At 67.9% G+C, this 21,389-nt stretch carries 19 protein-coding genes and 1 pseudogene; 11 read left to right on the top strand and 9 right to left on the bottom strand.

The features are described from left to right. Positions 1–105 precede the first annotated feature (105 nt). Both ACIKT0_RS02695 and ACIKT0_RS02700 read right to left on the bottom strand, forming a co-directional pair. Positions 106–1,449: pseudogene (locus ACIKT0_RS02695) on the bottom strand (beta-ketoacyl synthase N-terminal-like domain-containing protein); the annotation flags it as partial. A 323-nt stretch (positions 1,450–1,772) separates the two neighbouring features. Continuing rightward, positions 1,773–2,126: a hypothetical protein gene (locus tag ACIKT0_RS02700; RefSeq protein ID WP_407103869.1), complete on the bottom strand. Its 354-nt coding sequence runs from the start codon at positions 2,124–2,126 to the stop codon at positions 1,773–1,775. A gap of 174 nt (positions 2,127–2,300) precedes the next feature. Here ACIKT0_RS02700 and ACIKT0_RS02705 point away from each other — a divergent pair, with 174 nt between their 5' ends. Further along, positions 2,301–3,233, top strand: coding sequence for a DMT family transporter (locus ACIKT0_RS02705; RefSeq protein WP_407103870.1), 933 nt, complete (start codon positions 2,301–2,303; stop codon positions 3,231–3,233). Positions 3,234–3,264: 31 nt separating this feature from the next. On the opposite strand, the gene ACIKT0_RS02710 is transcribed toward ACIKT0_RS02705, so the two are convergent. Together ACIKT0_RS02710 and ACIKT0_RS02715 are read right to left on the bottom strand one after the other, a co-directional pair. Beyond that, positions 3,265–4,938 carry a formate--tetrahydrofolate ligase gene (locus tag ACIKT0_RS02710; RefSeq protein ID WP_407103871.1) on the bottom strand — a complete coding sequence of 558 codons (1,674 nt, stop codon included), beginning with the start codon at positions 4,936–4,938 and terminating at the stop codon, positions 3,265–3,267. Positions 4,939–5,111: 173 nt separating this feature from the next. Continuing rightward, on the bottom strand, positions 5,112–5,276 hold the full coding sequence (locus tag ACIKT0_RS02715) for a hypothetical protein (RefSeq protein WP_407103872.1): 165 nt from the start codon (positions 5,274–5,276) through the stop codon (positions 5,112–5,114). Between the two features lie 321 nt (positions 5,277–5,597). On the opposite strand from ACIKT0_RS02715, the gene ACIKT0_RS02720 reads away from it, so the two are divergent. Next, positions 5,598–5,759 carry a Flp family type IVb pilin gene (locus tag ACIKT0_RS02720; RefSeq protein ID WP_407103873.1) on the top strand — a complete coding sequence of 54 codons (162 nt, stop codon included), beginning with the start codon at positions 5,598–5,600 and terminating at the stop codon, positions 5,757–5,759. A 75-nt stretch (positions 5,760–5,834) separates the two neighbouring features. On the opposite strand, the gene ACIKT0_RS02725 is transcribed toward ACIKT0_RS02720, so the two are convergent. After that, positions 5,835–6,308, bottom strand: coding sequence for a pilus assembly protein N-terminal domain-containing protein (locus ACIKT0_RS02725; protein WP_407103874.1), 474 nt, complete (start codon positions 6,306–6,308; stop codon positions 5,835–5,837). A 392-nt stretch (positions 6,309–6,700) separates the two neighbouring features. Here ACIKT0_RS02725 and ACIKT0_RS02730 point away from each other — a divergent pair, with 392 nt between their 5' ends. The 9 genes from ACIKT0_RS02730 to ACIKT0_RS02770 all read left to right on the top strand — a co-directional run bounded on the left by ACIKT0_RS02730 (position 6,701) and on the right by ACIKT0_RS02770 (position 15,613). After that, positions 6,701–6,862, top strand: coding sequence for a Flp family type IVb pilin (locus tag ACIKT0_RS02730; RefSeq protein ID WP_183395122.1), 162 nt, complete (start codon positions 6,701–6,703; stop codon positions 6,860–6,862). 183 nt (positions 6,863–7,045) lie between these two features. Then, positions 7,046–7,546: a prepilin peptidase gene (locus ACIKT0_RS02735; protein WP_407103875.1), complete on the top strand. Its 501-nt coding sequence runs from the start codon at positions 7,046–7,048 to the stop codon at positions 7,544–7,546. 160 nt (positions 7,547–7,706) lie between these two features. Then, positions 7,707–8,489, top strand: coding sequence for a Flp pilus assembly protein CpaB (gene cpaB / locus ACIKT0_RS02740; protein WP_407103876.1), 783 nt, complete (start codon positions 7,707–7,709; stop codon positions 8,487–8,489). Between the two features lie 62 nt (positions 8,490–8,551). Next, complete coding sequence (locus ACIKT0_RS02745; RefSeq protein ID WP_407103877.1) at positions 8,552–10,021, top strand: type II and III secretion system protein family protein; 1,470 nt, start codon at positions 8,552–8,554, stop codon at positions 10,019–10,021. 25 nt (positions 10,022–10,046) lie between these two features. After that, a complete protein-coding gene (locus ACIKT0_RS02750; protein WP_407103878.1) occupies positions 10,047–10,784 on the top strand; it encodes a CpaD family pilus assembly protein in 738 nt (245 codons plus the stop codon). Between the two features lie 12 nt (positions 10,785–10,796). Next, on the top strand, positions 10,797–12,086 hold the full coding sequence (locus ACIKT0_RS02755; protein WP_407103885.1) for a CpaE/TadZ family protein: 1,290 nt from the start codon (positions 10,797–10,799) through the stop codon (positions 12,084–12,086). Positions 12,087–12,110: 24 nt separating this feature from the next. Beyond that, the gene (locus tag ACIKT0_RS02760) at positions 12,111–13,589 is read left to right on the top strand and encodes a TadA family conjugal transfer-associated ATPase (RefSeq protein ID WP_183395126.1); all 1,479 of its coding nucleotides are present in this window, start codon (positions 12,111–12,113) and stop codon (positions 13,587–13,589) included. A 22-nt stretch (positions 13,590–13,611) separates the two neighbouring features. Further along, positions 13,612–14,592 carry a type II secretion system F family protein gene (locus tag ACIKT0_RS02765; protein WP_407103879.1) on the top strand — a complete coding sequence of 327 codons (981 nt, stop codon included), beginning with the start codon at positions 13,612–13,614 and terminating at the stop codon, positions 14,590–14,592. Between the two features lie 46 nt (positions 14,593–14,638). Next, positions 14,639–15,613: a type II secretion system F family protein gene (locus ACIKT0_RS02770; protein ID WP_407103880.1), complete on the top strand. Its 975-nt coding sequence runs from the start codon at positions 14,639–14,641 to the stop codon at positions 15,611–15,613. A gap of 9 nt (positions 15,614–15,622) precedes the next feature. On the opposite strand, the gene ACIKT0_RS02775 is transcribed toward ACIKT0_RS02770, so the two are convergent. From ACIKT0_RS02775 to ACIKT0_RS02790, 4 genes are all read right to left on the bottom strand, one after another. Continuing rightward, positions 15,623–16,783 (bottom strand): osmoprotectant NAGGN system M42 family peptidase, encoded by a 1,161-nt coding sequence (locus ACIKT0_RS02775; RefSeq protein WP_407103881.1) that lies wholly within the window; start codon positions 16,781–16,783, stop codon positions 15,623–15,625. A 113-nt stretch (positions 16,784–16,896) separates the two neighbouring features. Further along, positions 16,897–18,633 (bottom strand): N-acetylglutaminylglutamine synthetase, encoded by a 1,737-nt coding sequence (ngg, locus tag ACIKT0_RS02780; RefSeq protein WP_407103882.1) that lies wholly within the window; start codon positions 18,631–18,633, stop codon positions 16,897–16,899. Between the two features lie 31 nt (positions 18,634–18,664). Next, entirely contained in the window at positions 18,665–20,437 is a 1,773-nt protein-coding gene (locus tag ACIKT0_RS02785) for an N-acetylglutaminylglutamine amidotransferase (RefSeq protein ID WP_407103883.1), read from the bottom strand. Between the two features lie 174 nt (positions 20,438–20,611). Continuing rightward, positions 20,612–21,389: NAD(P)H-quinone oxidoreductase (locus ACIKT0_RS02790; protein ID WP_407103884.1), on the bottom strand; the 778-nt coding region annotated here is incomplete at its 5' end.

A 21,389-nucleotide genomic window follows, 5' to 3' on the forward strand; every position in this document is an offset into this window, starting at 1 on the left:
CTCGCCGGCCCTCGCCATGATCCGTTACGGGCCTTGTGCCAGGAGTGCAGGTTGAGTTCCGCCGGTGGCGTTGAGGGGGCCGACGGTCCTCCGAAGAGGAAGCACCGGCGTGCGGCCTTCCGCCTCGACCACCCGCGGCGCGGAGCGGCCGGAGCGGTCCTCGGGCGTCGGATCGCAGACGATGACGTGCGCGTTGGTGCCGCCGAAGCCGAAGGAGTTCACGCCGGCGTAGCGCGGCGCGGAGCCGCGCGGCAGCGGAACCGCGCTCGTCGCGACGTGCAGCTTCAGCGCGTCGAACGGGATGTCCGGGTTGAGCTCAGTGACGTGCAGGCTCGCCGGCAGCAGATCGTGCTCGAGCGCGAGGTCCGTCTTGAGCAGGCCCACCAGGCCGGAGGCCGGCTCGAGGTGGCCGACATTGGTCTTCACCGAGCCGATCGGGAGCGGGCCGACCGTGCGGCGCTTCACGGCCGCGCCGATCGCGTTGGCCTCCGCTGGGTCGCCGACCCGCGTGCCGGTGCCGTGCGCCTCGATGAAGGCGATGCTGTCGGGGTCGACCCCGGCTTCTTCGTAGACCCGCTCAAGCAGGCTGAGCTGGGCCTCGGAGGACGGCAGCGACATGCCGACCGTGCGGCCGTCCGAGTTGACTGCCGAGGCGGCGATCATCAGGCGCATGGGGCGCTTCGCGGCGCGCGCGACATCGGCGCGCTCCAGCACGATCGCGACGCCGCCCTCGGAGCGCACATAGCCGTCGCCGCTCGCGTCGAACGCGTGGCAGCGGCCGCGCGGCGAGAGCATCGTCGCCTGAGCGAAGGTGATGAACGGGAAGGGGCTCGCCAGGATCGAGACGCCGACCACGATAGCGCGCTCGATGCGTCCGGCCCGGAGCGCCGCGACAGCCTCGTTCAGCGCGACCAGCGATGACGAGCAGGCGGTGTCGACCGTGAAGCTCGGCCCGTGCAGATCGTAAATGTACGAAATACGATTTGATACGATGGAGAGCGTATTGCCGGTCGCGAAATAGGCGTCCGCCGACGCCGGATCGAAGATGATCCGGTTTCCGTAGTCGAGCGAGGACGTGCCGACATAGACGCCGGTCTCGGATCCGGCGACCGAGGAGGGCGGAATGCCTGCGTCCTCGAGCGCCTCCCAGACCAGTTGCAGCGACAGGCGCTGCTGCGGGTCCATCTGTTCCGCTTCACGCGGCGAGATGCCGAAGGCCGCGGGGTCGAACCCCCAGATGTCGTCCAGGACGCCAGCCGCGAAGGTGTAGGTCTTGCCGGGCTCGCCCTTGCGCGGGTGCAGGTAACGCGCGTGGTTCCAGCGGTCTTCGCCGACCGACGTGACGGCGCAGCGGCCTTCGGCAAGCAGCGACCAGAAGGCGTCGACGTCATTGGCGCCGGGAAGCCGGCAGGAGCGGCCGACGATCGCGAGGGAAGGCGTTTTCCTCATGAGCGGCGACGCAGCCCCGCAACGCGCGACGGGCGCGGCGAATCAACGGGACGACTATCGGCCGGCGCGAAAACAGACATGAACCCGGGCTCCGGGGCAGCCCGGCTCGCCGGGCAGGACGACGTTCGTTTGGGGGCTTCGGCCGTCTATCGAGGCTTTACGAAAACGTGTCAAGCGCGCCCCCTGCGCCGAACCCCCGCCGTCGCGGGCGCCTGTAGTCGGCGATCTAGAGGCGCCAGAATACCCCTATCCTCGGCGAGGCTGCGCGACGCGCCCGATGACGAGAACCGCGCCCACACGTCCACGAAGAAGCGAGGCTGCTTTCAACGGCGTTTCGCCAGGCGGCGGGCGTTCGCCCGTACAGCGCGGTTGACCGGCGCCAGGGCCGCCTCGCCGGCGGAGACCATCACGCCGGCGGCCGCAACCGGGCCGGCGGCGGTCGCGAGGCCTCCGAGGATCTGGCCTGCCGCGAAGGTCGCTTCGACGCTCGCCGTAAGCTTCTCCGTGATCATGCGGTAGTTCTCCTGGGCGCCGCGCGCGGTCGGGCTTCCGGCCTCGGCCATCATGCTGCCCAGCCGGTTCGCGACGACAAAGCCGGCGAACGGCGCCATCGCCGCATAGCCGGTGGCGAGGGCCGCCTGCCGGCGCCACAAATCCAGAAGCTCGAACGGATCCATACCCGGTCCTGCCTGCGCTGGCGCCTGAGCGATCATCGCTGCGCTGCAGCAACGTAACACTCCAGGCGCGGCGAACGTTCATGCGTGGCGAGAAGGTCGGCGTTGCGCTGCCGCGCGTTGACCCCTTTCGGATGAAGCTGCCATAGCGCAGGCTCCCCGGGCCGGCAGAGCTCCATGGTCAGCATTCTGGAACGCATCGGTTCGAGCCTGTTCCAGCGGCCTTACCTGCTGCTGTCGCTGACCTCGCTGTTCTGGGCCGGCAATCTGGTGCTCGGACGCTTCGTCGCCGGGCACGTGCCGCCCGTGACGCTGGCTTTCGCGCGTTGGGCCGGAGCCTTCATGCTGCTCATCGGCTTCGCGCTCCCTCATCTGCGGCGGGACTGGCCGGCGATCCGGGGCAATCTCGGGCGGCTGTCGCTGATGGCGCTCACCGGGATCGGCGCCTACAACACCCTTTCCTATTGGGGGCTGCAGAGCACCGAGGCGCTGAACGCGCTGCTCATCCAGTCGACCGGGCCGCTGCTGATCGGCGTCTGGACCGCGCTGCTGTTCCGCGACCTGATGAGCCGCGCGCAGCTGCTCGGCGTTCTGGCCTCCCTCGCGGGGGTCGCGGTGATCGTCAGCCGGGGCGACCTGGCGGCGCTGGCCCGCATCCATCTGAACGCGGGCGATGTCGCGATCCTGGTCGCGATGGTGATCTACGGGCTCTATTCGGCGCTGCTCAGGCTGAAGCCCGCGATGCACTGGCTGTCGTTCCTGACGGCCACCATCGGCATCGGCGCGGTGTTCCTGCTTCCGCTGCTGGCTGTGGAGCTCGCTTCCGGCCGCACGCCTACCCTCGACGCAACCACGGCCGGCGCGATCGCCTATGTGGCGATCTTCCCCTCGACGCTCGCCTATCTGTTCTTCATCCGCGGCGTGGAGTTGATCGGCGCGAACCGCGCCGGTCCATTCTTCCATCTGATGCCGCTGTTCGGGGCGATCATGGCGATCGCCTTCCTGGGGGAGCGTCCGCAGCCGTTCCACGCGGTCGGCTTCGCGCTGATCCTCGTCGGCGTCGCGATCGCGGCGCGGGGACGGGCGCCGGCGATCGCCCAGCAGGCGTGACGCGGCCGGGCGAGCCGGCCGCCTCGCCCGGTCAGGCGATGCCGTCGATCGTGCCGTCCGGCAGCAGCTTGATGTTCGCCGACGCCGGGACCTTCGGCAGGCCAGGCATGGTCATCAGGTCGCCGCAGATCACCACCACGAAGCCTGCGCCGGCCGACAGCCGGACCTCGCGGATCGGCAGGGTGTGGCCGGTCGGCGCGCCATAGGCGGTGGGGTCGGCCGAGAACGAGTTCTGGGTCTTGGCGATGCAGACCGGGAACTTGCCGTAGCCTGCCTCTTCCCACTCCTTGAGCTGCTTCTTGATCGCCGCGGAGGCCTGCACCTTGTCGGCGCGGTAGATCTCCTTGGCGATGGTCTCGACCTTCTGCAGCAGGGGCATGTCGTCGGGATAGAGCGGCTTGAAGTCGGCCGATTGCTCGTTCGCGACCCGGACGACCTCACGCGCCAGCGCCTCGGCGCCCTTGCCGCCGTCCGCCCAATGGCGGCAGACCACGGCCTCTGCGCCGAAGTCGCGCCGCACCGCCGTCTGAAGCGCCTCGATCTCCGCGTCGGTGTCGGCCACGAAGTGGTTGATCGCCACCACGACCGGCACGCCGAACTTCTTCACGTTCTCGATGTGGCGGCCGAGATTGGCGAGACCGGCCTTGAGGGCGTCGACGTTCTCGGTCTTGAGGTCGTTCTTGGCCATGCCGCCGTGCATCTTGAGCGCGCGCACGGTCGCGACGATCACGACCACGTCCGGGGAGAGCCCGGAGAAGCGGCACTTGATGTCCATGAACTTCTCGGCGCCGAGGTCGGCGCCGAAGCCGGCCTCCGTGACCGTCCAGTCCGCGAGCTTCATCGCCGTCGAGGTGGCGATCACCGAGTTGCAGCCATGGGCGATGTTGGCGAACGGGCCGCCATGGATGAAGACCGGCGATCCCTCGATCGACTGCACCATGTTGGGGCGCAGCGCATCGCGCAGCAGCACGCCGAGCGAGCCCTGCGCGTCGACGTCCTTCGCGGTGATCGGCTTCCTGTCCGGCGTGTAGGCGACGACGATGCGGCTGATCCGCTCCTCGAGGTCGTGGAGGTCCTTGGCCAGGCAGAAGATCGCCATGATCTCGGAGGCGACCGTGATGTCGAAGCCGGCCTCGCGGGTGTAGCCGTTGGTGGGCGCGCCGACGCCCGAGATGATGGAGCGCAGCGTGCGGTCGTTCATGTCGAGCACGCGGCGGAACACGATGCGGCGCGGGTCGATGTTGAGCGGGTTGCCCCAGTAGAGCGAGTTGTCGACGAGCGCGGCGAGCAGGTTGTTCGCGCTGGTGATGGCGTGGAAGTCGCCCGTGAAGTGCAGGTTGATCTGCTCCATTGGAACGACCTGGGCCTTGCCGCCGCCGGCGGCCCCGCCCTTGACGCCGAACACCGGGCCGAGCGACGGCTCGCGCAGGCACATGATGGCTTTCTCGCCGATCAGGTTGAGCGCGTCTCCCAGTCCCACGGTCGTGGTCGTCTTGCCCTCGCCGGCCGGCGTCGGGCTGATCGCGGTGACCAGCACCAGCTTGGCGTTCGGCTTGGCCGGAAGCTCAGCGATGAACCGATCATCGACCTTGGCGATGTACTTGCCGTAATTGTGGAGCGCGTCCTCGGGGACGCCGACCTTGGCTGCGATCTCGACGATCGGCTTCAGTTCGGCCGCGCGGGCGATCTCGATGTCGGTCGGCATTCAGCAACGGCTCCAGCGAAAAGGACTTCAGCCCGGCAGGCCGGGCGCCGCTGTTTTGGCCCGCCCGGGCGGGAGCCGCAAGCCGATGGCTCGTCGCAGCCCGTGGGCGCACGACGAAGGTATGATGAAAGCGCAGAGCGAGCCGCTAAGAGTTTCCCGGCAGGAAATATTTTCTACTGGCCGGGCCCGATAACCTTGAGCAGGTCGCTCGCCAGGGTCAGGAAGGCGGCGTCGAATATCGCGAAACCCAGCGCGAGCGCCGGAAGCGCCGCGACCGAGCTCCGCGCCGGCTGCCGGCGGCGGTTCGACGAGTGGACGCGACGAGACTGATTGCGCATGCGGCTGCCCTCGCTTCGCTTGCGCCCAGAGCCGCTGGGCCGATCGTGCAGGCTGCGCGCCCAATTATTGACAAAGGATGACCAGGGCCGACTGCGCCGGATTGGTGCCCGGCGCTTTTCCCCCCGGATTCCCGCCCTACCATCAACGCGGACGTGAAAAGCAGATAAACAGTTCGACTCTATTCAAAATGTTCGGGTTGGTGATTTACGTAATCGCAAGGTCGGACAGGTAACGTCGAAATGTTCCCCGCGAGCCGACGACATCCACAGACGCGCGACCGGGGGAGCTGTCGTCATTTCCGCGGGTAAGGAGTGTTTCGCATGAGCATCATCAAGCGTTTCGCGAAGGATGAGTCCGGCGCCACGGCGATCGAGTATGGCCTGATCGCGGTCGGGATCGCGATCACCATCATCGCGGTCGTCAGGGGCGTCGGCGGTTCGCTGAACAGCGCCTTCAGCAACGTCAACACGGGCCTGAGGTAAGATCGCCGCGAGCGGTCTTATCGTCTTTCCTCGGCCGCCCCGGAGAATTCCGCGGGCGGCCGAGCTGTTTCGGGCCTATTGCGGCCGTGCGCTCGACATTCCGTTGCGCTGATTGATCTGGGTCGCGGTCGCCGCGAAGGCCTCGGCGTTGTCGCCGATGGAGAGCACGGGTTCGCAACGCGGATTGCAGGCGAAGCTCTCGCGCTTGGCCCCCTTCTGCACCACCACGGTTCCATCCGACGGACGGCCCACATTGACGATCGTCTCGCTCAGCACGGCCCCGCCGCCGTCGAGCAGCATGATGTTCGTCGAGCCGAAGCTCTTGCCGGTGACGACCAGGACGCCGTTCCGCTGCGTGGTCGCGTCCGCGATCAGCGGATTGCCGATGATCACCGTGGCGGTTCCTTCGGGGGCGCGCATGATGCTCGCCCGGTCGACGGCCACGTCCAGCGAGTCCTGCGCGGCGAATGCAGGCTGACTAAGCATTCCTACGGATAGCGCGCCGAACAGGCCGCCGATGCGCAGCATGGCCGCAAGAGACGAGGTCATGAGGTCGTTCCCCAACATTCGTGCGCGCCAGTAAAGCGGAATTGGGTGAATGAAACCCTAAAACCCCCGGGGCTTCTTCGCAGGCGGCCAGATATGAAGCCGGCTTCCGCCCGTTGGCGGCCAGCGCTGTTCGCTGGCGGTCGGCCACAGAATTTCCGCAATGGCAAACTAACTCTTATGTATTGCGGCCGTAAGTGCACAATATTTCCCGTTATTTCTGCAACGAGGCCTTAACCGCGTTTAACACCATTTTGAATCACATAATAATCGCATTTCGGATTAACCCAATTGCAACTGCGGACCGGATACCACTCGCGACGTTCCCGACGGCCGGACGATGGCGGGAGAGGGACAGGAGCAGTCGCAACCTTCGGCAACAAAGGGATCTTGTTATGAGCATCATCAAGCGCTTCGCGAAGGATCAGTCGGGCGCCACCGCGATCGAGTACGGCCTGATCGCCGTCGGCATCGCGATCACGATCATCGCTGTCGTTCGCGGCGTCGGCGGCTCGCTCAACACCGCCTTCACGAACGTCAACAGCAACCTTCAGTAATCGCCGGCCCGTCGGGGGTCTGTTCGACGCTCCTTGGTCGGGACCGCGCCCAGCGTGGTCCCGACCCTTGGCGACGGGGCCTTCTGGCCGAACGGGCCGCGCTTGGTCCGTCCACGAACGGCGTTCGGCCCTTGTTAGCGATTTCGCCGTATCAACGGCCCGCTTTCGCGACAGGGCGACGCCATGCTTGAGATCTTCGTCGTCGTGGTCCTGCCGGCGCTCGTGGTGGTGGCGGCGGTCTCCGACCTGATGACCATGACGATCCCGAACGCGCTTGTCCTAGTGGTCGTCGCCGCGTTCGCGGCCGCCGCGCCGCTTGCGGGCCTCGGGCTGGCCGAGATCGCCGTTCACTTCGCGGCGGCCGCGCTCGTCCTCGTGGTCGGGCTTCTGCTGTTCATTCCCGGCTGGATCGGCGGCGGCGACGCGAAGCTCGCCGCGGCCCTCGCCCTGTGGCTCGGCTTCGATCCGCTGCTGACATGGTTCGTGCTGTTCGCGCTGTTCGGCGGCGCCTTGACGCTCGCCACGCTGTACTACCGCTCCGCGCCGTTGCCGCGCCGGCTCACGCGGGTGGACTGGCTCGCGCGACTGCACCATCCGAAATCCGGCGTCCCCTACGGGGTGGCGCTCGCCGCCGGCACCTTGGCGCTGTGGCCGGACACGAGCTGGTTCGCAGGACTGGGATGATCCTTTCCTGCCAGCTTAGCCGGCCAGTCAAGCCATGATCGAGAGCGCCGTAATCCGGCTAATAGCTTTCTCTCCGTTAACCATGAATTGACGTTTGCCTGCTTAGCTCCACCCAAGAAAACAGGCGCTTCGCAGCCGCCTTGATCCTCGGGGGACGATCATGACAGCCGCACGTCTCGTGGTCCTCGCGATAGCGCTGGTTGCCGCCGCGGGGGCCGCGATGCTGGCTGGCGGGTCCGGAAACGACGCCCCCACCCAGGCCCAGGCGCCGCTCGAGACGGTCGACGTGCTGGTCGCTGCGGCCGACATCGGAATGGGCGCGGCTGTCCGCGCCGAGGACATCCGCTGGCAGGCCTGGCCGAAGAGCGCCGCCAACCCGGCCTTCGTGGAGAAGTCCACGGCCCCGGACGCGATCCAGGACACCAGCGGCTCGATCGCCCGGGCGCCCTTCGTGGCCGGCGAGCCGATCCGCCCCGACAAGCTGATCAAGGGCAGCGGCTCGGGCTACATGGCCGCGATCCTTCCCGCAGGCATGCGCGCGATCTCGATCGAGATCTCCCCCGAGACGGGCGCGGGCGGCTTCATCCTGCCGAACGACCGGGTCGACGTGATCCTCACCCGCAAGATCTCGGGGCCGAACGGCCAGGACGAGTCATACTCCGAGACCCTGTGCCGGAACGTTCGCGTGCTGGCGATCGACCAGACCGTCGAGGACAAGGACGGCCAGAAGGTGGTGGTCGGAAAGACGGCCACGCTCGAGCTTTCGCCGATGCAGACCGAACAGCTGGCGCTCAGCCGTCAGCAGGGCGCGATCGCGCTCGCCTTGCGCTCGCTGGTCGACTCGGGCGAGCAGGTCGACGCCTCCGGCGAGCCCACCCAGGACCGCGGCGGCAAGGTCAGCGTCGTTCGCTACGGCGTCGCGAGCGGCGGGGGCGGTCGGTGATCGCACAGCCGCGTTCCGCTTCTTCCCGCCGCTCAGTCATGCCCGAAGCGAAGAGTCTCGCGATGCCCATCGACAACCGCATCCGCATGACCGGCCTCGTGACGCGCGCGCTGCGCGCCCTGCTCGTGGCGACCAGCACGCTTGCGCTCGCGACGCCGCAGGCCGCCTTCGCGGCCGACCCGGCCTATCTGGACAGCGGCGGCTACGGCGCGCGCGACAGCCGGATCGATCTCGGCATCGGCAAGTCCTATGTCGTGACGCTGCCGCGCGACGCGAAGGAAGTCTTCGTGGCCGACCCTACGGTCGCCAACGCGGTCGTGCGCTCCGCCCGCAAGGCCTATCTGATCGGCGCGGGCCCCGGCCAGACCGACGTCAAGTTCCTCGACAGCGAGGGACGCGAGATCGCGTCCTACGAGGTCTCGGTGTCCCGTGACGTGGCCTCGATCCGCTCCTCGATCAGCCGCTCGATCGATGGCGGCAATGTTCGGGTCGAGGGTGTCGGCGACGGCGTGGTGGTGACCGGCTCGGTCAAGTCGGCTCAGGAAGCCCAGACCGCGATCGACATAGCGGGCGGCTATATGGCCGACCCGAAGAAGGTCGTGAACGCCCTGCGCATCGAGAACCAAGACCAGGTCATGCTGAAGGTCAAGGTCGTCGAGATGCAGCGCGACGTGCTGAAGCAACTCGGAATCGACTACGCCGCCAACGGCCTCGACATCTTTGGCGCGAAGGTGGTCGGCGCGACGCTGTTCCCCTTCAGCGCGACCGGAACCGTGCCGAGCAACCTGTTCGACCCCTTGTTGAACGGCGGGAAGGGCACGATCACCAATCCCGCCGTCGGCTTCTTCAACAAGAACAACACGTTCGGTACTCAGCTGCAGGCGCTCGAGCGCAACGGCGTGTCCCGGACGCTGGCGGAGCCGACCCTCACGGCGATCTCCGGCGAGAGCGCGAAATTTCTGGTCGGCGGCGAGTTCCCGATCATCACCGGCATCGACGCCGACACCCGCACCGCGACCGTCACCTTCAAGGAATTCGGCGTCGGGCTGAACTTTACGCCGGTCGTGCTCTCGGGCGGGAGGATCAGCCTCAAGGTCGCGACCGAAGTCAGCGAGATCGACAACAGCACGTCGGTGACGATGTCGGGCACCACGATCCCGGGCCTGAAGACCAGGCGCGCGGATTCGACGATGGAGATCCCGTCCGGCGGCTCGCTCGTGATGGCCGGGCTCATTCAGCAACAGACCAAGCGGGCGGTGAACGGTCTGCCCGGACTGATGAAGCTGCCGGTTCTGGGCCAGCTGTTCCGCTCCAACGACTATCAGAAGAACGAGACCGAGCTTGCGATCTTCGTCACGCCGTACATCGCCAAGGCGACGGCGCCCCAGAAGCTCGCCAGCCCCGATGACGGCTTCGCGGAGCCGACTGACCAATCGAACCTTCTGCTCGGCCGCCTGAACCGCCTCTACGGGATCCCAGGCGAGATCGATCCGAGGACCGTCAGCCACAATCACGGCTTCATCCTCGACTGAGCCACGCCGAACGGAGTTCCCGAAGATGACTTCCTTGCGTCACTCTCCGTTCCGTGCGGCGCTGGCGGCTGGCGCGGTCGCCGCCTCCGCCTTGGCGCTTGCTGGCTGCCACGGCGACCGGATCGTCGCCGATTCCTATCCGCAGACTTACGCGCAGCGCCACCCGATTGTCCTCGCCGAGGGCGCCGCAAGGCTTGATCTGCCGGTCGGCGGCGGCCGGAGAGGACTGACTGACCGCCAGAGAGACGACATCCGGGCCTTCGCGGCGGACTGGCGGAAGAACGGGCGTGGGCCTGTCGGCATGCTGGTGCCGGCGGGTGGAGCGAGCGCCGGGGCGGCCGACTACGCCCTGCCGGCGATCCGCACCACGCTCGCTGCGGCCGGCGTGCCTGCAACCTCCATCGTTAGCCAGCGTTATCCGGCTGATGGCGCCGGCGTAGCGCCGGTCAAACTCGGCTTCGTGAAGCTGAAGGCGAAGGTGCCGCATCCCTGCGGTCTCTGGCCCGAAGATCTCGGCTACGGCGGCGGCGATCTCTACGGCGAGACGCAGAACCGGGAGTACTGGAACTTCGGCTGCGCCGCGCAACAGAACCTGGCCGCCCAGGTGGCCGATCCGGAAGATCTTGCGAGGCCGCGCACCGAGACCCCGGTATACGCGGCGCGCCGTCAGACGGTCATGGAGAAGTACCGGGCCGGGACCGACACGACGACCGACTATCGGCAGTCGGACGTCCAGGTCAGCACCATCGGCGGCGGAAACTAAGCGGGACGCATGATGATCAAGCACGTCCAAGAGCAGGCCGGCGGGTTTGGGAGCCAGGCGGATGGGTCCGGCGGGGCCGCAGCCCAGGTGATCGCGCCGCTTCCCCGGGTGTCGATCCAGGCGTTCTGCGAGACGCCGGAGATCGCGCGGCTGATCGAGCAGTCGACCTCCGACCGCCGCATGGAGAAGGCGCACGTCAAGGTCCAGATGGGCGGCGGCCTCGCCGCCTCGGAGGCCTACAAGAACGCGCCGACGCCGAACGTCATCGTCATCGAGGGCGACGCGCATCGCGAGCGTCTGCTGGAGACGCTCGATCGGCTGTCGGAGGTCTGCGACAACGACACCAAGGTCGTCGTGGTCGGTCAGGTCAACGACGTTCTGCTCTATCGCGAACTGATGCGGCTCGGCGTCAGCGACTATCTGGTCCCGCCTTTCGGCGTCGTGGACCTCGTGCGCTCGCTTTCGGAAATTTTCCGCGCGCCGGGCGCGGACCCTGTGGGGCGGACAGTCGCCTTCGTGGGCGCGAAGGGCGGCGTCGGCGCGTCGACGGTCGCGCACAACGTGTCCTGGGCTATCGCTCGCCAGCTGAAGCTCGACTGCGTGGTCGTGGACCTCGATCTCGCGTTCGGCACGGCCGGGCTCGATTTCAATCAGGATCCGCCCCAAGGCGTCGCCGAAGTCGTGTTCGCGCCGGACCGGCTCGACGCGGCGCTGGTCGACCGGCTGCTTTCGAAGTGCACCGAACAGCTGAGCCTGCTCGCCGCGCCTGCGACGCTCGATCGGGTGTACGATTTCCACGAGGACGTGTTCGACCCGCTGCTCGAGATCCTGCGCTCGAACGTGCCGTGCGCGGTGCTCGACATCCCCCATGTCTGGACCGCGTGGTCGAAGCGCACCCTGATCGCGGCTGATGAAGTCGTGCTGGTGGCGAGCCCCGACCTCGCCAACCTCCGCAACGCCAAGAACATCATCGACCTGCTGCGCAGCGCGCGGCCCAACGACGCCGCGCCGCGTCTGGTGCTCAACCAGGTGAACGTGCCGAAGCGGGCCGAGATCAAGCCGAACGACTTCGCCAAGGCCCTCGACCTGCAGCCGTCCGCGATCGTGGCGTTCGATCCCCAGTTGTTCGGAACGGCCGCCAACAACGGCCAGATGATCGCGGAGACGGCGCCGTCCAACAAGGTCAACGAGGCCTTCCTCGAGCTGGCGAAGAAGCTGACCGGCAAGAGCGAGGCGCGCCGCGTCAAGAAGACGATGCTCGATCCGATCATGGCGCGCATCAACTGGAAGAAGGCTGGCTGACGCCGGCCGCGAGCGGAGCGAACGATGTTCGGAAAGCGTGGGTCTACGGTCACGCCTCCAGCGGGCGGCTTCGGCCGCACGTCTGGCAATGGCGAGTTCGGCGCGCCCCTGATCCCCGTCGCCCCGATCGCGCCGGCCCCCGCCGTCGCGCAGCAGCCGGACCCGCGATCCGCCCCGCCGCCGCCTTCACCGTCCGAGGCGAGGCGCTCGGACGACTACTTCCAGACGAAGAGCAGGATCTTCGGCGCGCTCATCGAGGCGATCGACCTCGCGCAGCTCGCGCGCCTCGACACCGAGAGCGCGCGCGAGGAAATCCGCGACATCGTCAACGAGATCATCGCGATCCGAAACGTCGTGATGTCGATCGCCGAGCAGGAGGAGCTGCTCGAGGACATCTGCAACGACGTGCTCGGCTACGGCCCGCTCGAGCCGCTGCTGGCGCGCGACGACATCGCCGACATCATGGTGAACGGCGCGGAGCGGACCTACATCGAGGTCCAGGGCAAGGTGCAGAACACCCATGTCCGGTTCCGCGACAACGCGCAGCTGTTGAACATCTGCCAGCGCATCGTCAGCCAGGTCGGCCGGCGCGTGGACGAAAGCTCCCCGATCTGCGACGCGCGCCTTCCGGACGGCTCCCGCGTCAACGTCATCGTGGGGCCGCTCGCGCTCGACGGGCCGACGCTCACCATCCGCAAGTTCAAGAAGGACAAGCTGACGCTCGACCAGCTCGTCCGGTTCGGCTCGATCAGCCCGGAAGGCGCCGAGATCCTCAAGATCATCGGCCGCGTCCGCTGCAACGTGCTGATCTCGGGCGGCACCGGCTCGGGCAAGACCACGCTCCTCAACTGCCTGACGCGCTACATCGACGAGGACGAGCGCATCATCACCTGCGAGGACGCGGCCGAGCTCCAGCTGCAGCAGCCGCATGTGGTGCGCCTCGAGACCCGCCCGCCGAACCTCGAGGGCGAGGGCCAGGTCACGATGCGCGACCTCGTCAAGAACTGCCTGCGCATGCGTCCGGAACGGATCATCGTGGGCGAAGTGCGCGGACCGGAGGCGTTCGACCTCCTTCAGGCGATGAACACCGGCCATGACGGCTCGATGGGCACCCTGCATGCGAACTCGCCGCGCGAGGCTCTGTCGCGTCTCGAGAGCATGATCACGATGGGCGGCTATTCGCTGCCCTCGCGGACCATCCGGGAGATGATCACGACTTCCGTGGATGTGGTGATCCAGGCCTCCCGCCTGCGCGACGGCTCGCGCCGCATCACGCATGTCACCGAGGTGATGGGCATGGAGGGCGACGTCATCATCACCCAGGACATCATGCTGTACGACATCCTCGGCGAGGACTCGAACAAGCGCCTTATCGGCCGGCACCGTTCGACGGGCATCGGTCGCCCCCGGTTCTGGGAGCGGGCGCGCTACTTCGGCGAGGAGAACAGGCTGGCCGCCGCCATCGACGCGATGGACGCCGACGCCGCGACACGCGTCGCATGACGCCGCCGAGGGACGCCGCGCGATGATCATCCCGTCCAATCTCGCCGTCATCCTGCTGGCCGGCATCGCGGCCGCCGGAGCGGCTTACGCGCTGCTCTACCCCTATCTGTCCGGCGCCGCCCGGCTGGAGAAGCGCCAGAAGATGGTCGGGCTCGACCGCCGGCGCAGCGTCTCGCCGACGGTGGCCGCGGACAGTCTGAGGCGCGGCCAGGTCGCGGACAGTCTGAAGGCGCTCGACGAGCGGCAGAAGCGGATCAACCGGCCGTCGCTCGATATGCGCATCGCGCAGTCCGGCCTGAGCTGGTCCAAGGAGCGGTTCTACATCGTGAGCGCCGCGACCGGCGCCGCGCTGGCTTTCGGGGCGTTCATGGCCACCGCCGACTGGCGCATCGCCGCGGCGCTCGGCTTCGTCGGCGGCCTCGGCGCGCCCCGCTGGATGCTGTCGTTCCTCAAGAAGCGGCGCATCAACAGGTTTCTCAACGAGCTTCCGAACGGCGTCGAGGTCATCCTGCGCGGCCTGAAGTCGGGCCTCCCGCTCGGCGACTGCATTCGCATCGTCGCCAACGAGGCGCAGGAGCCGGTGAAGTCGGAGTTCCGCAAGATCGTCGAGGAGCAGGCCGTCGGCATCCCGCTCGCGGACGCCGCAGGCAAGCTCTACGAGCGCATGCCGGTCTCGGAGGCCAACTTCTTCGGCATCGTGATCGCGATCCAGTCGAAGGCCGGCGGCAGTCTCTCGGACGCGCTGGGCAACCTCTCGAAGGTGCTGCGCGACCGCAAGAGGATGAAGCAGAAGATCCAGGCGCTCAGCATGGAGGCGAAGGCCTCCGCGTCGATCATCGGCGCGCTGCCGCTGATCACCATCGGAGCGATCTCCTACACCAGCCCGAGCTACATGGAGCTGATGTGGAACACCGGGATCGGCCGCGCGATGCTCGTGCTGTCCGCCGCCTGGATGCTGGCCGGCATCCTGGTCATGCGGAAGATGATCAACTTCGACTTCTAGGCCGCCACCGGCGGATAACGGCGCGGCGCGCAGCGGGGACCGGCAGATGGTCGAGCAGATCTTCAGGACCATTAATGATCCGCACGCGATGGCCGCGCTGCTCGCCGCCGTCGCCGCCATCGCGACGGTGCTGACCTTCGCGATGCCGTTGCTGGCCGGCAACCCGCTCGACAAGCGCATGAAGGCGGTCGCGACGGAGCGCTCGAAGATCCGGGCGCGCGAGCGCGAGCGGCTCGCCCGCGGCGAACGCCGGGGCCTGAAGCGCGAGCCGAAGGCCTACATGCAGAACATCGTCAGCCAGTTCAATCTGGCGAAGCACCTTGGCACGGAGGACGCCAAGGAGCGGCTGCAGACGGCCGGCTACCGCGGACAGAGCGCGATGGTGGCCTTCCTGTTCTTCCGCCTGGTGGCGCCGCTCGTCTTCCTGGCCGTCGCGCTGTTCTATCTCTTCGTCGTCAACGACTTCGGCCTGTCGCCGCTGCTGCGCGTCGGCGGCGCCGTCTTCGCGACCTATCTGGGCGTCAAGGCGCCGGAGCTGTTCCTCAAGAACCAGACGCAGAAGCGGCAGAGCTCGATCAAGAAGGCGTTTCCGGACGCGCTCGACCTGATGCTGATCTGCGTCGAGTCCGGCATGTCGATCGAGGCGGCGTTCCGCAAGGTGGCGGACGAGATCGGCTCCCAGTCGGTGCCGCTCGCCGAGGAACTGACGCTCGCGATGGCCGAGATGGCGTATCTGCAGGATCGCCGGCTGGCCTATGAGAACCTGGGACTGCGCACCGGGCTCGACAACGTCAAGGCGGTCGGCACGGCGCTGATCCAGGCCGACAAATACGGAACGCCGATAGGGCAGGCGCTGCGCGTGCTCGCGCAGGACAGCCGCGACACGCGCATGGCGGACGCCGAGAAGAAGGCGGCCGGGCTGCCGCCGAAGCTCACGGTCCCGATGATCGTGTTCTTCCTGCCCGTGATCTTCATCGTGATCCTCGGGCCCGCCTACATCCAGGTGATGGCGGTCAAGTAGACGGGCTGGCTACTCGCGCGGCGGGAGCTCTTCGGCAGGCTCGATGTCCGGCTCGGCCGGCGCGGTCGGCTGGTGCGGGAAGCCCTCGATCGAACCGAGAGGCTTGGCGTCGCGCTTGATCTCGATCGGGCTAGTCACCCAGGCGGTCATCAGCTCCGCGAGCGAGCGCAGCGCGTGCATGTGGATGCGCTCATAGCCGTGGCTCGCGTCGACGCCGAACGTGGCGAGCGCCGTCCGCACGTCGGCGCCTGCCTCGATGGCTGAGGCGCTGTCGGAGCGGTAGTAGCGGAACACGTCGCGCTGGTGGCGGATGTCGTGCTCGCGCGCCAGCCGGATCAGGTCATGCGTCAGGTGGTAGTCGAACGGCCCGGTCTGGTCCGCCATCGCGATCGTGACGCCGAACTCGTCGCTCGCCTGCCCGGGAGCGGTCGTGCCGTTGTCGATGGTCACCATCGCGGCGACGTCATGCGGCAGCACCGCGGAAGCGCCGACGCCGACCTCCTCGGCGATGGAGAGCACCCACCAGGTGTCGACCGGCGGCTTCACGCCAGACTCGATCACGGCTTTCAGCGTCGCCAGCAGAATGGCGACCCCGGCTTTGTCGTCGAGATGGCGCGAGACGATGAAGCCGTTGTCGAGGAACTCAGCCTGCGCGTCGATCGCCACGACGTCGCCGACGTGGAACCCGAGACGCTGCAGATCGGCCACGTCGCGCACGAGGGCGTCGACGCGGACCTCCACATGGGGCCATCCGGTCGGCTGGGTGTCGACGTCGTCGCCGAAGGTGTGGCCCGAAGCCTTGAGCGGCAGGATCGAGCCCCTGTAGGCGCCCTGTTCGGTGAAGATCGTGCAGCGCGCGCCTTCGGCGAAACGCGCGGACCAGTGGCCGATCGGCACGACCTCGAGGCGGCCATTGGGCTTCAGCAGCTTCACCTGGGCGCCGAGCGTGTCGAGATGCGCGATCAGCGCGCGCGAGGGGTTCCTCGCCTTGCCCGTGAGCTTGGCCCGGATCGCGCCGCGGCGGGTCACCTCGGGCTCGACGCCGAGCCGGACCAGCTCGTCCACGACCGCATGCGTGATGCTGTCCGTGAAGCCGCTCGGGCTCGGGATCTTGAGCAGCCCGCGGAGCTGCTCGGAGAGATAGTCGATGTCGACGTCAAGACGCGGCATGTGATCTCGGGGCCGGCTGGGGTGTCATGCGGACGAATCGGAGGGCGCCGTCTTACCACGGAGCGCGAGGGAGCTCCCGCCGGACGGTCGCCTCCGGTTCGGAGTGAATGCTTCTAGCCCCGCCCGACCCGGCGTGCGGCGGCCGGCATCGACAGCGGGAACAGCAGGTCAACGAACCGCTCCGCCGTCGGCTGCGGCTCATGATTGGCGAGCCCGGGCCGCTCATTGGCTTCGATGAACGCATAGTCCGGCTCGCGCGGCGAACGCACGATGAAGTCGACCCCCACGACCGGAATGTCTATCGCGCGCGCCACGGTCACCGCCGCTTCCACGAGCCGCGTATGCACCATGCCGGTGACGTCGTGGATGGTGCCGCCGGTGTGCAGGTTGGCGGTCTTGCGCACGGTGACGGCCTGGCCCTCGGCGGGAATGTCGTCGAGCGAGAACCCGGCGGTGCGGACCGCGCGTTCGGTCTCCTCGTCCATCGGGATCGAGCTTTCGCCGCCGGTCGCAGCGGAGCGGCGGCGGCTCTGCGCGGCGATCAGGTCGCGTATCGTGGTCCGGCCGTCGCCGATCACCTGTGCGGGCCGTCGGATCGCGGCCGCGACCAGCTTGAAATCGATCACGATGAGCCGGAGGTCGTCGCCCTCGGCCTTCTTCTCGATGATCACACGGTCGCAATAGGCCCGGGCTCGCTCGACCGCGCGCTCGACCTCCTCGATCGTCTCGAGCCCGACCGATATGCCGCGCCCCTGTTCGCCGCGGGCCGGCTTCACCACCACAGACCCGTGCTCGGCCAGGAAGGAGGCGAGCTGTTCCGGATCGCCGGCCTCGATCTGGTCGGGAACGACCACGCCGGCGCGTGCCACGGTCCGGCGGGTCACGGCCTTGTCGTCGCAGATCGACATCGCGACGCCGTTGGTGAGTTCGCTCAGCGACTCCCGGCAGAGGATCGATCGTCCGCCATGGGTCAGCCGGAAGAAGCCGCCCTCGGCGTCCACCACCTCGACCCCGATCCCGCGCCGGCGGGCCTCGTCGACGATGATCTTGGCGTAGGGGTTGAGCCCGTCGACCGTGGGGTCGCCGACGAACAGCCGCTCATTGATGTAGTTCCGGCGCTTCACCGAGAAGGTCGGGACCCGGAAAAAGCCCAGCTTCTCGTAAAGCGCGATGGCCAGCTCGTTGTCGTGCATGACCGAGAGGTCCATCGAGTGGCGGCCCCTCTTCTGGAAGAGCTCGGCCAGCCGCCGGACAAGAGTTTCGCCGACGCCCGGGTGGCGGGCCTGCGGATCCACCGCGAGGCACCACAGCGAGGCGCCGTTCTCCGGATCGCCGAAGGCCGCCGCATGATCGACGCCCATGACGGTGCCGATGACCTCGTTCGATCGCGTGTCGACGGCGACGAGGTGAACCAGTTCCTCGCGGTCGCGCGACCGTTCGTAAAAGTCCGGCGGGGCGCACACCATCTGGCGGGCGGCGTAGATGCGGTTGACCGAGTCGATGTCCACCCCGGTCTCGATCGGACGCACCGTGAAGGCCCGCTGGCCGCGCTTCGAGGGCCGGTAGCTCGACAGATCCAGGCGGAACATGTGGGATGGGTCGAGGAACAGCTCGAGCGGCGCCTGTGCGAGCAGCACGTGCGGGTCGTCGACATAGACCGCGATGTCGCGGCGGTCCGCGCCTTCCTCCCGCAGTTCGTCGGCGAGGGCGGCCGGGTCCCCGAACGTCTGCGCGAACAGCAACCGACCCCAGCCGCAATCCACGATGGCGTTCGCGCCGGCGCCGTCGTGCGGCGCGGCCCGCTCGCCTGCGGCCGGATCGCGGTTCGCGGGCGATAACGTCATGAGCATGAGTCCTCGTCTTCCAGTCTTGCGCCGGGTGTCAGACGCCGTGCGTCTGCAGCCAGACCTCGAGCAGCGCGCACTGCCATAGCTCCGACCCCTTGAGCGGCGTGATGTGGCCCTTGGGGTCGGCGAACAGCGCCTCGAGATAGTCGGGCCGGAACAGGCCGCGCGACCGGGCGGCCTCGCTGCTCAGCGCGTCGCGCACCATCTCCAGCGTCTTGCCTTCGAGATATTTGAGCCCCGGCACCGGGAAGTAGCCTTTCGGCCGGTCCACCACCTCGCGCGGCACGACCTGTCGCGCGAGGTCCTTGAGCACGCCCTTGCCGCCGTCGGCGAGCTTGTGCTCGCCCGGAATGCGGGCCGCAAGCTCCACCAGCTCATGGTCGAGGAACGGCACGCGCGCCTCGAGCGAGTGGGCCATCGTCATGTTGTCGACCCGCTTCACCGGGTCGTCGACCAGCATCACGGTGCTGTCGAGCCGCAGCGCCTTGTCGATGGCGTCGGGCGCGCCCGGCATGTCGAAATGCTCTTCGACGAAGGCGCGTGCGTGGTCGGCGCCGGCATATTCCTCGGTGACGTGCGCGAGGTAGCGGGCGTGGTCGCGATCGAAGAACGCCTGGGCGTAGGCGGCGGCGGGATCGGTGGCGGCCGCGACCTTCGGGTACCAGTGGTAGCCCGCGAAGATCTCGTCCGCGCCCTGGCCGCTCTGCACGACCGTGAGGTGTTTTCGAACCTCTTCGGAGAGCAGGTAGAACGCCACGCAGTCGTGGCTCACCATCGGCTCCGACATCGCGTCGATCGCGCCCGGCAGCGCGTCGAGCATCCGGCTCTCCTCGATGGAGATCTTGTGATGCGTGGTGCCGAAGCGCTCCGCGATCAGATCGGAGTATTTGAACTCGTCGCCTTCCTCGCCGCCGCGCGCCTCGAAGCCGATCGAGAAGGTCTCGATGTGGTTGTGGCCGAGCTCCGCCAGCAGCGCGACCACGAGGCTCGAGTCGACCCCGCCCGACAGCAGCACCCCGACCGGCACGTCCGCGACCATGCGGCGGGCGACGGCCGTCCTGAGCGAGCCGTGGACCATCTCGCGCCACTCGTCGAAGGAACGGGCCACGTCGGCGGCCGACCGCTCATAGGAAACGGTCCAGTAGACCTCCTCCTTGGTGCGGCCGTCCGGCTCGTAGATCCGCAGCGTCGCCGGGGGCAGCTTCCGCACGCCGGACAGGATCGTGCGCGGCGCCGGCACGACCGAGTGGAACGTCATGTAGGCGTTGAGCCCGACCGGATCGATCGAGGTGTCGACGCCGCCCGCCCGCAGCAGGGCCGGCAGCGAGGAGGCGAAACGGAGCCGGCCGGCGCCTTCCGAGAGGTACAGCGGCTTGATGCCGAGCCGGTCGCGGATGAGGATCACGCGGCCGGTGTCGCGTTCGTGGATCGCGATCGCGAACATGCCGAAGAGCTTCTTCGGCAGCTCGGTCCCCCAGGCGCGCCAGCCCTTGCTGATCACCTCGGTGTCGCCGTCGGAGAAGAAGACGTAGCCCTTGGCCTCGAGTTCGGCCCTGAGCTCCTTGTAGTTGTAGATGCAGCCGTTGAACACGATGGTGAGGCCGAGGGCCGGGTCGACCATCGGCTGCTCGGCCTTCTCGCTGAGGTCGATGATCTTCAGTCGCCGGTGCCCGAAGGCGACGCGGCCCCGCGCCACCACGCCGTCGCCGTCCGGCCCCCTGGCCTTCATGCAGCCAGTCATCGCCATGACCGACTCCACCGACGCCGGCTGGCCGAGGAAGGTCACCTCACCGCAGATTCCGCACATTTATCGTCGCGTTCCCGTTCTCTTAGTGCACTGCAGCTAAGGCGGAAGGCGAGAAAAGCGAGTCTGCACGGTTCCCGAGGCAGGCCCAAATGCTGGGCGCCCGAGAGGCCTCGGCTGCAATTCCGGCCCGCCGAGTGGCGGAGCCGGCGTCCTGCTTGATTAGGCCTGCGTCGCTCAGGCCTTCGGGGTGGTCAGGACGATCTTGCCCATGTGGGAGCTCTCCTCCATCAGCCGATGGGCGTCCGCGGCCTTCTCGAGCGGGAAGGTCGCGTGCACGATCGGCTTGACCTTGCCGGCCGCGACCAGCGGCAGCACCTCGCGCCGCAGCGCCTCGGCGATCGACGCCTTCTGCGCCACCGGACGCGCGCGCAGCGTCGAGCCCGTGACGGTCAGGCGCTTCAGCATGATCGGCGTCAGGTCGATCTGGACCTTCGGTCCCTGCATGAAGGCGATCTGCACCAGCACGCCTTCGGGGGCGAGGGACTTGATATTCTTGTTGGTGTACTCGCCGCCGACCATGTCGAGGATGACGTTGACGCCTTTTCCGCCCGTCTCCTCCTTCAGGACGGACTGAAAGTCCTCCGTGCGGTAATCGACCGCCCGCTTCGCCCCGAGCTTCTCGCAGAACGCGACCTTCTCCGGGCCCCCCGCGGTAGCGTAGGCCGTCGCGCCGCGAGCGACGGCGAGCTGGATCGCGGTGGTGCCGATTCCGGACGTCCCGCCATGGACGAGGAAGCTCTGGCCCGTCTTCAGGCCGGCTCGTTCGAACACGTTGGTCCAGACCGTGAAAAAGGTCTCCGGCAACGCGGCGGCCTCTGTCAGCGACAGACCCTCCGGGACCGGCAGGCACACGGCCGCGGGCGCCACGGCGTACTCGGCATAGCCGCCGCCCGTGAGCAGCGCGCACACCTGGTCGCCGATCTGGAGCCCGGTCACGCCCGCGCCGAGCGCG

The sequence above is a fragment of the Hansschlegelia beijingensis genome (genome assembly GCF_045505405.1).
Lineage (GTDB): Bacteria > Pseudomonadota > Alphaproteobacteria > Rhizobiales > Methylopilaceae > Methylopila > Methylopila beijingensis_A.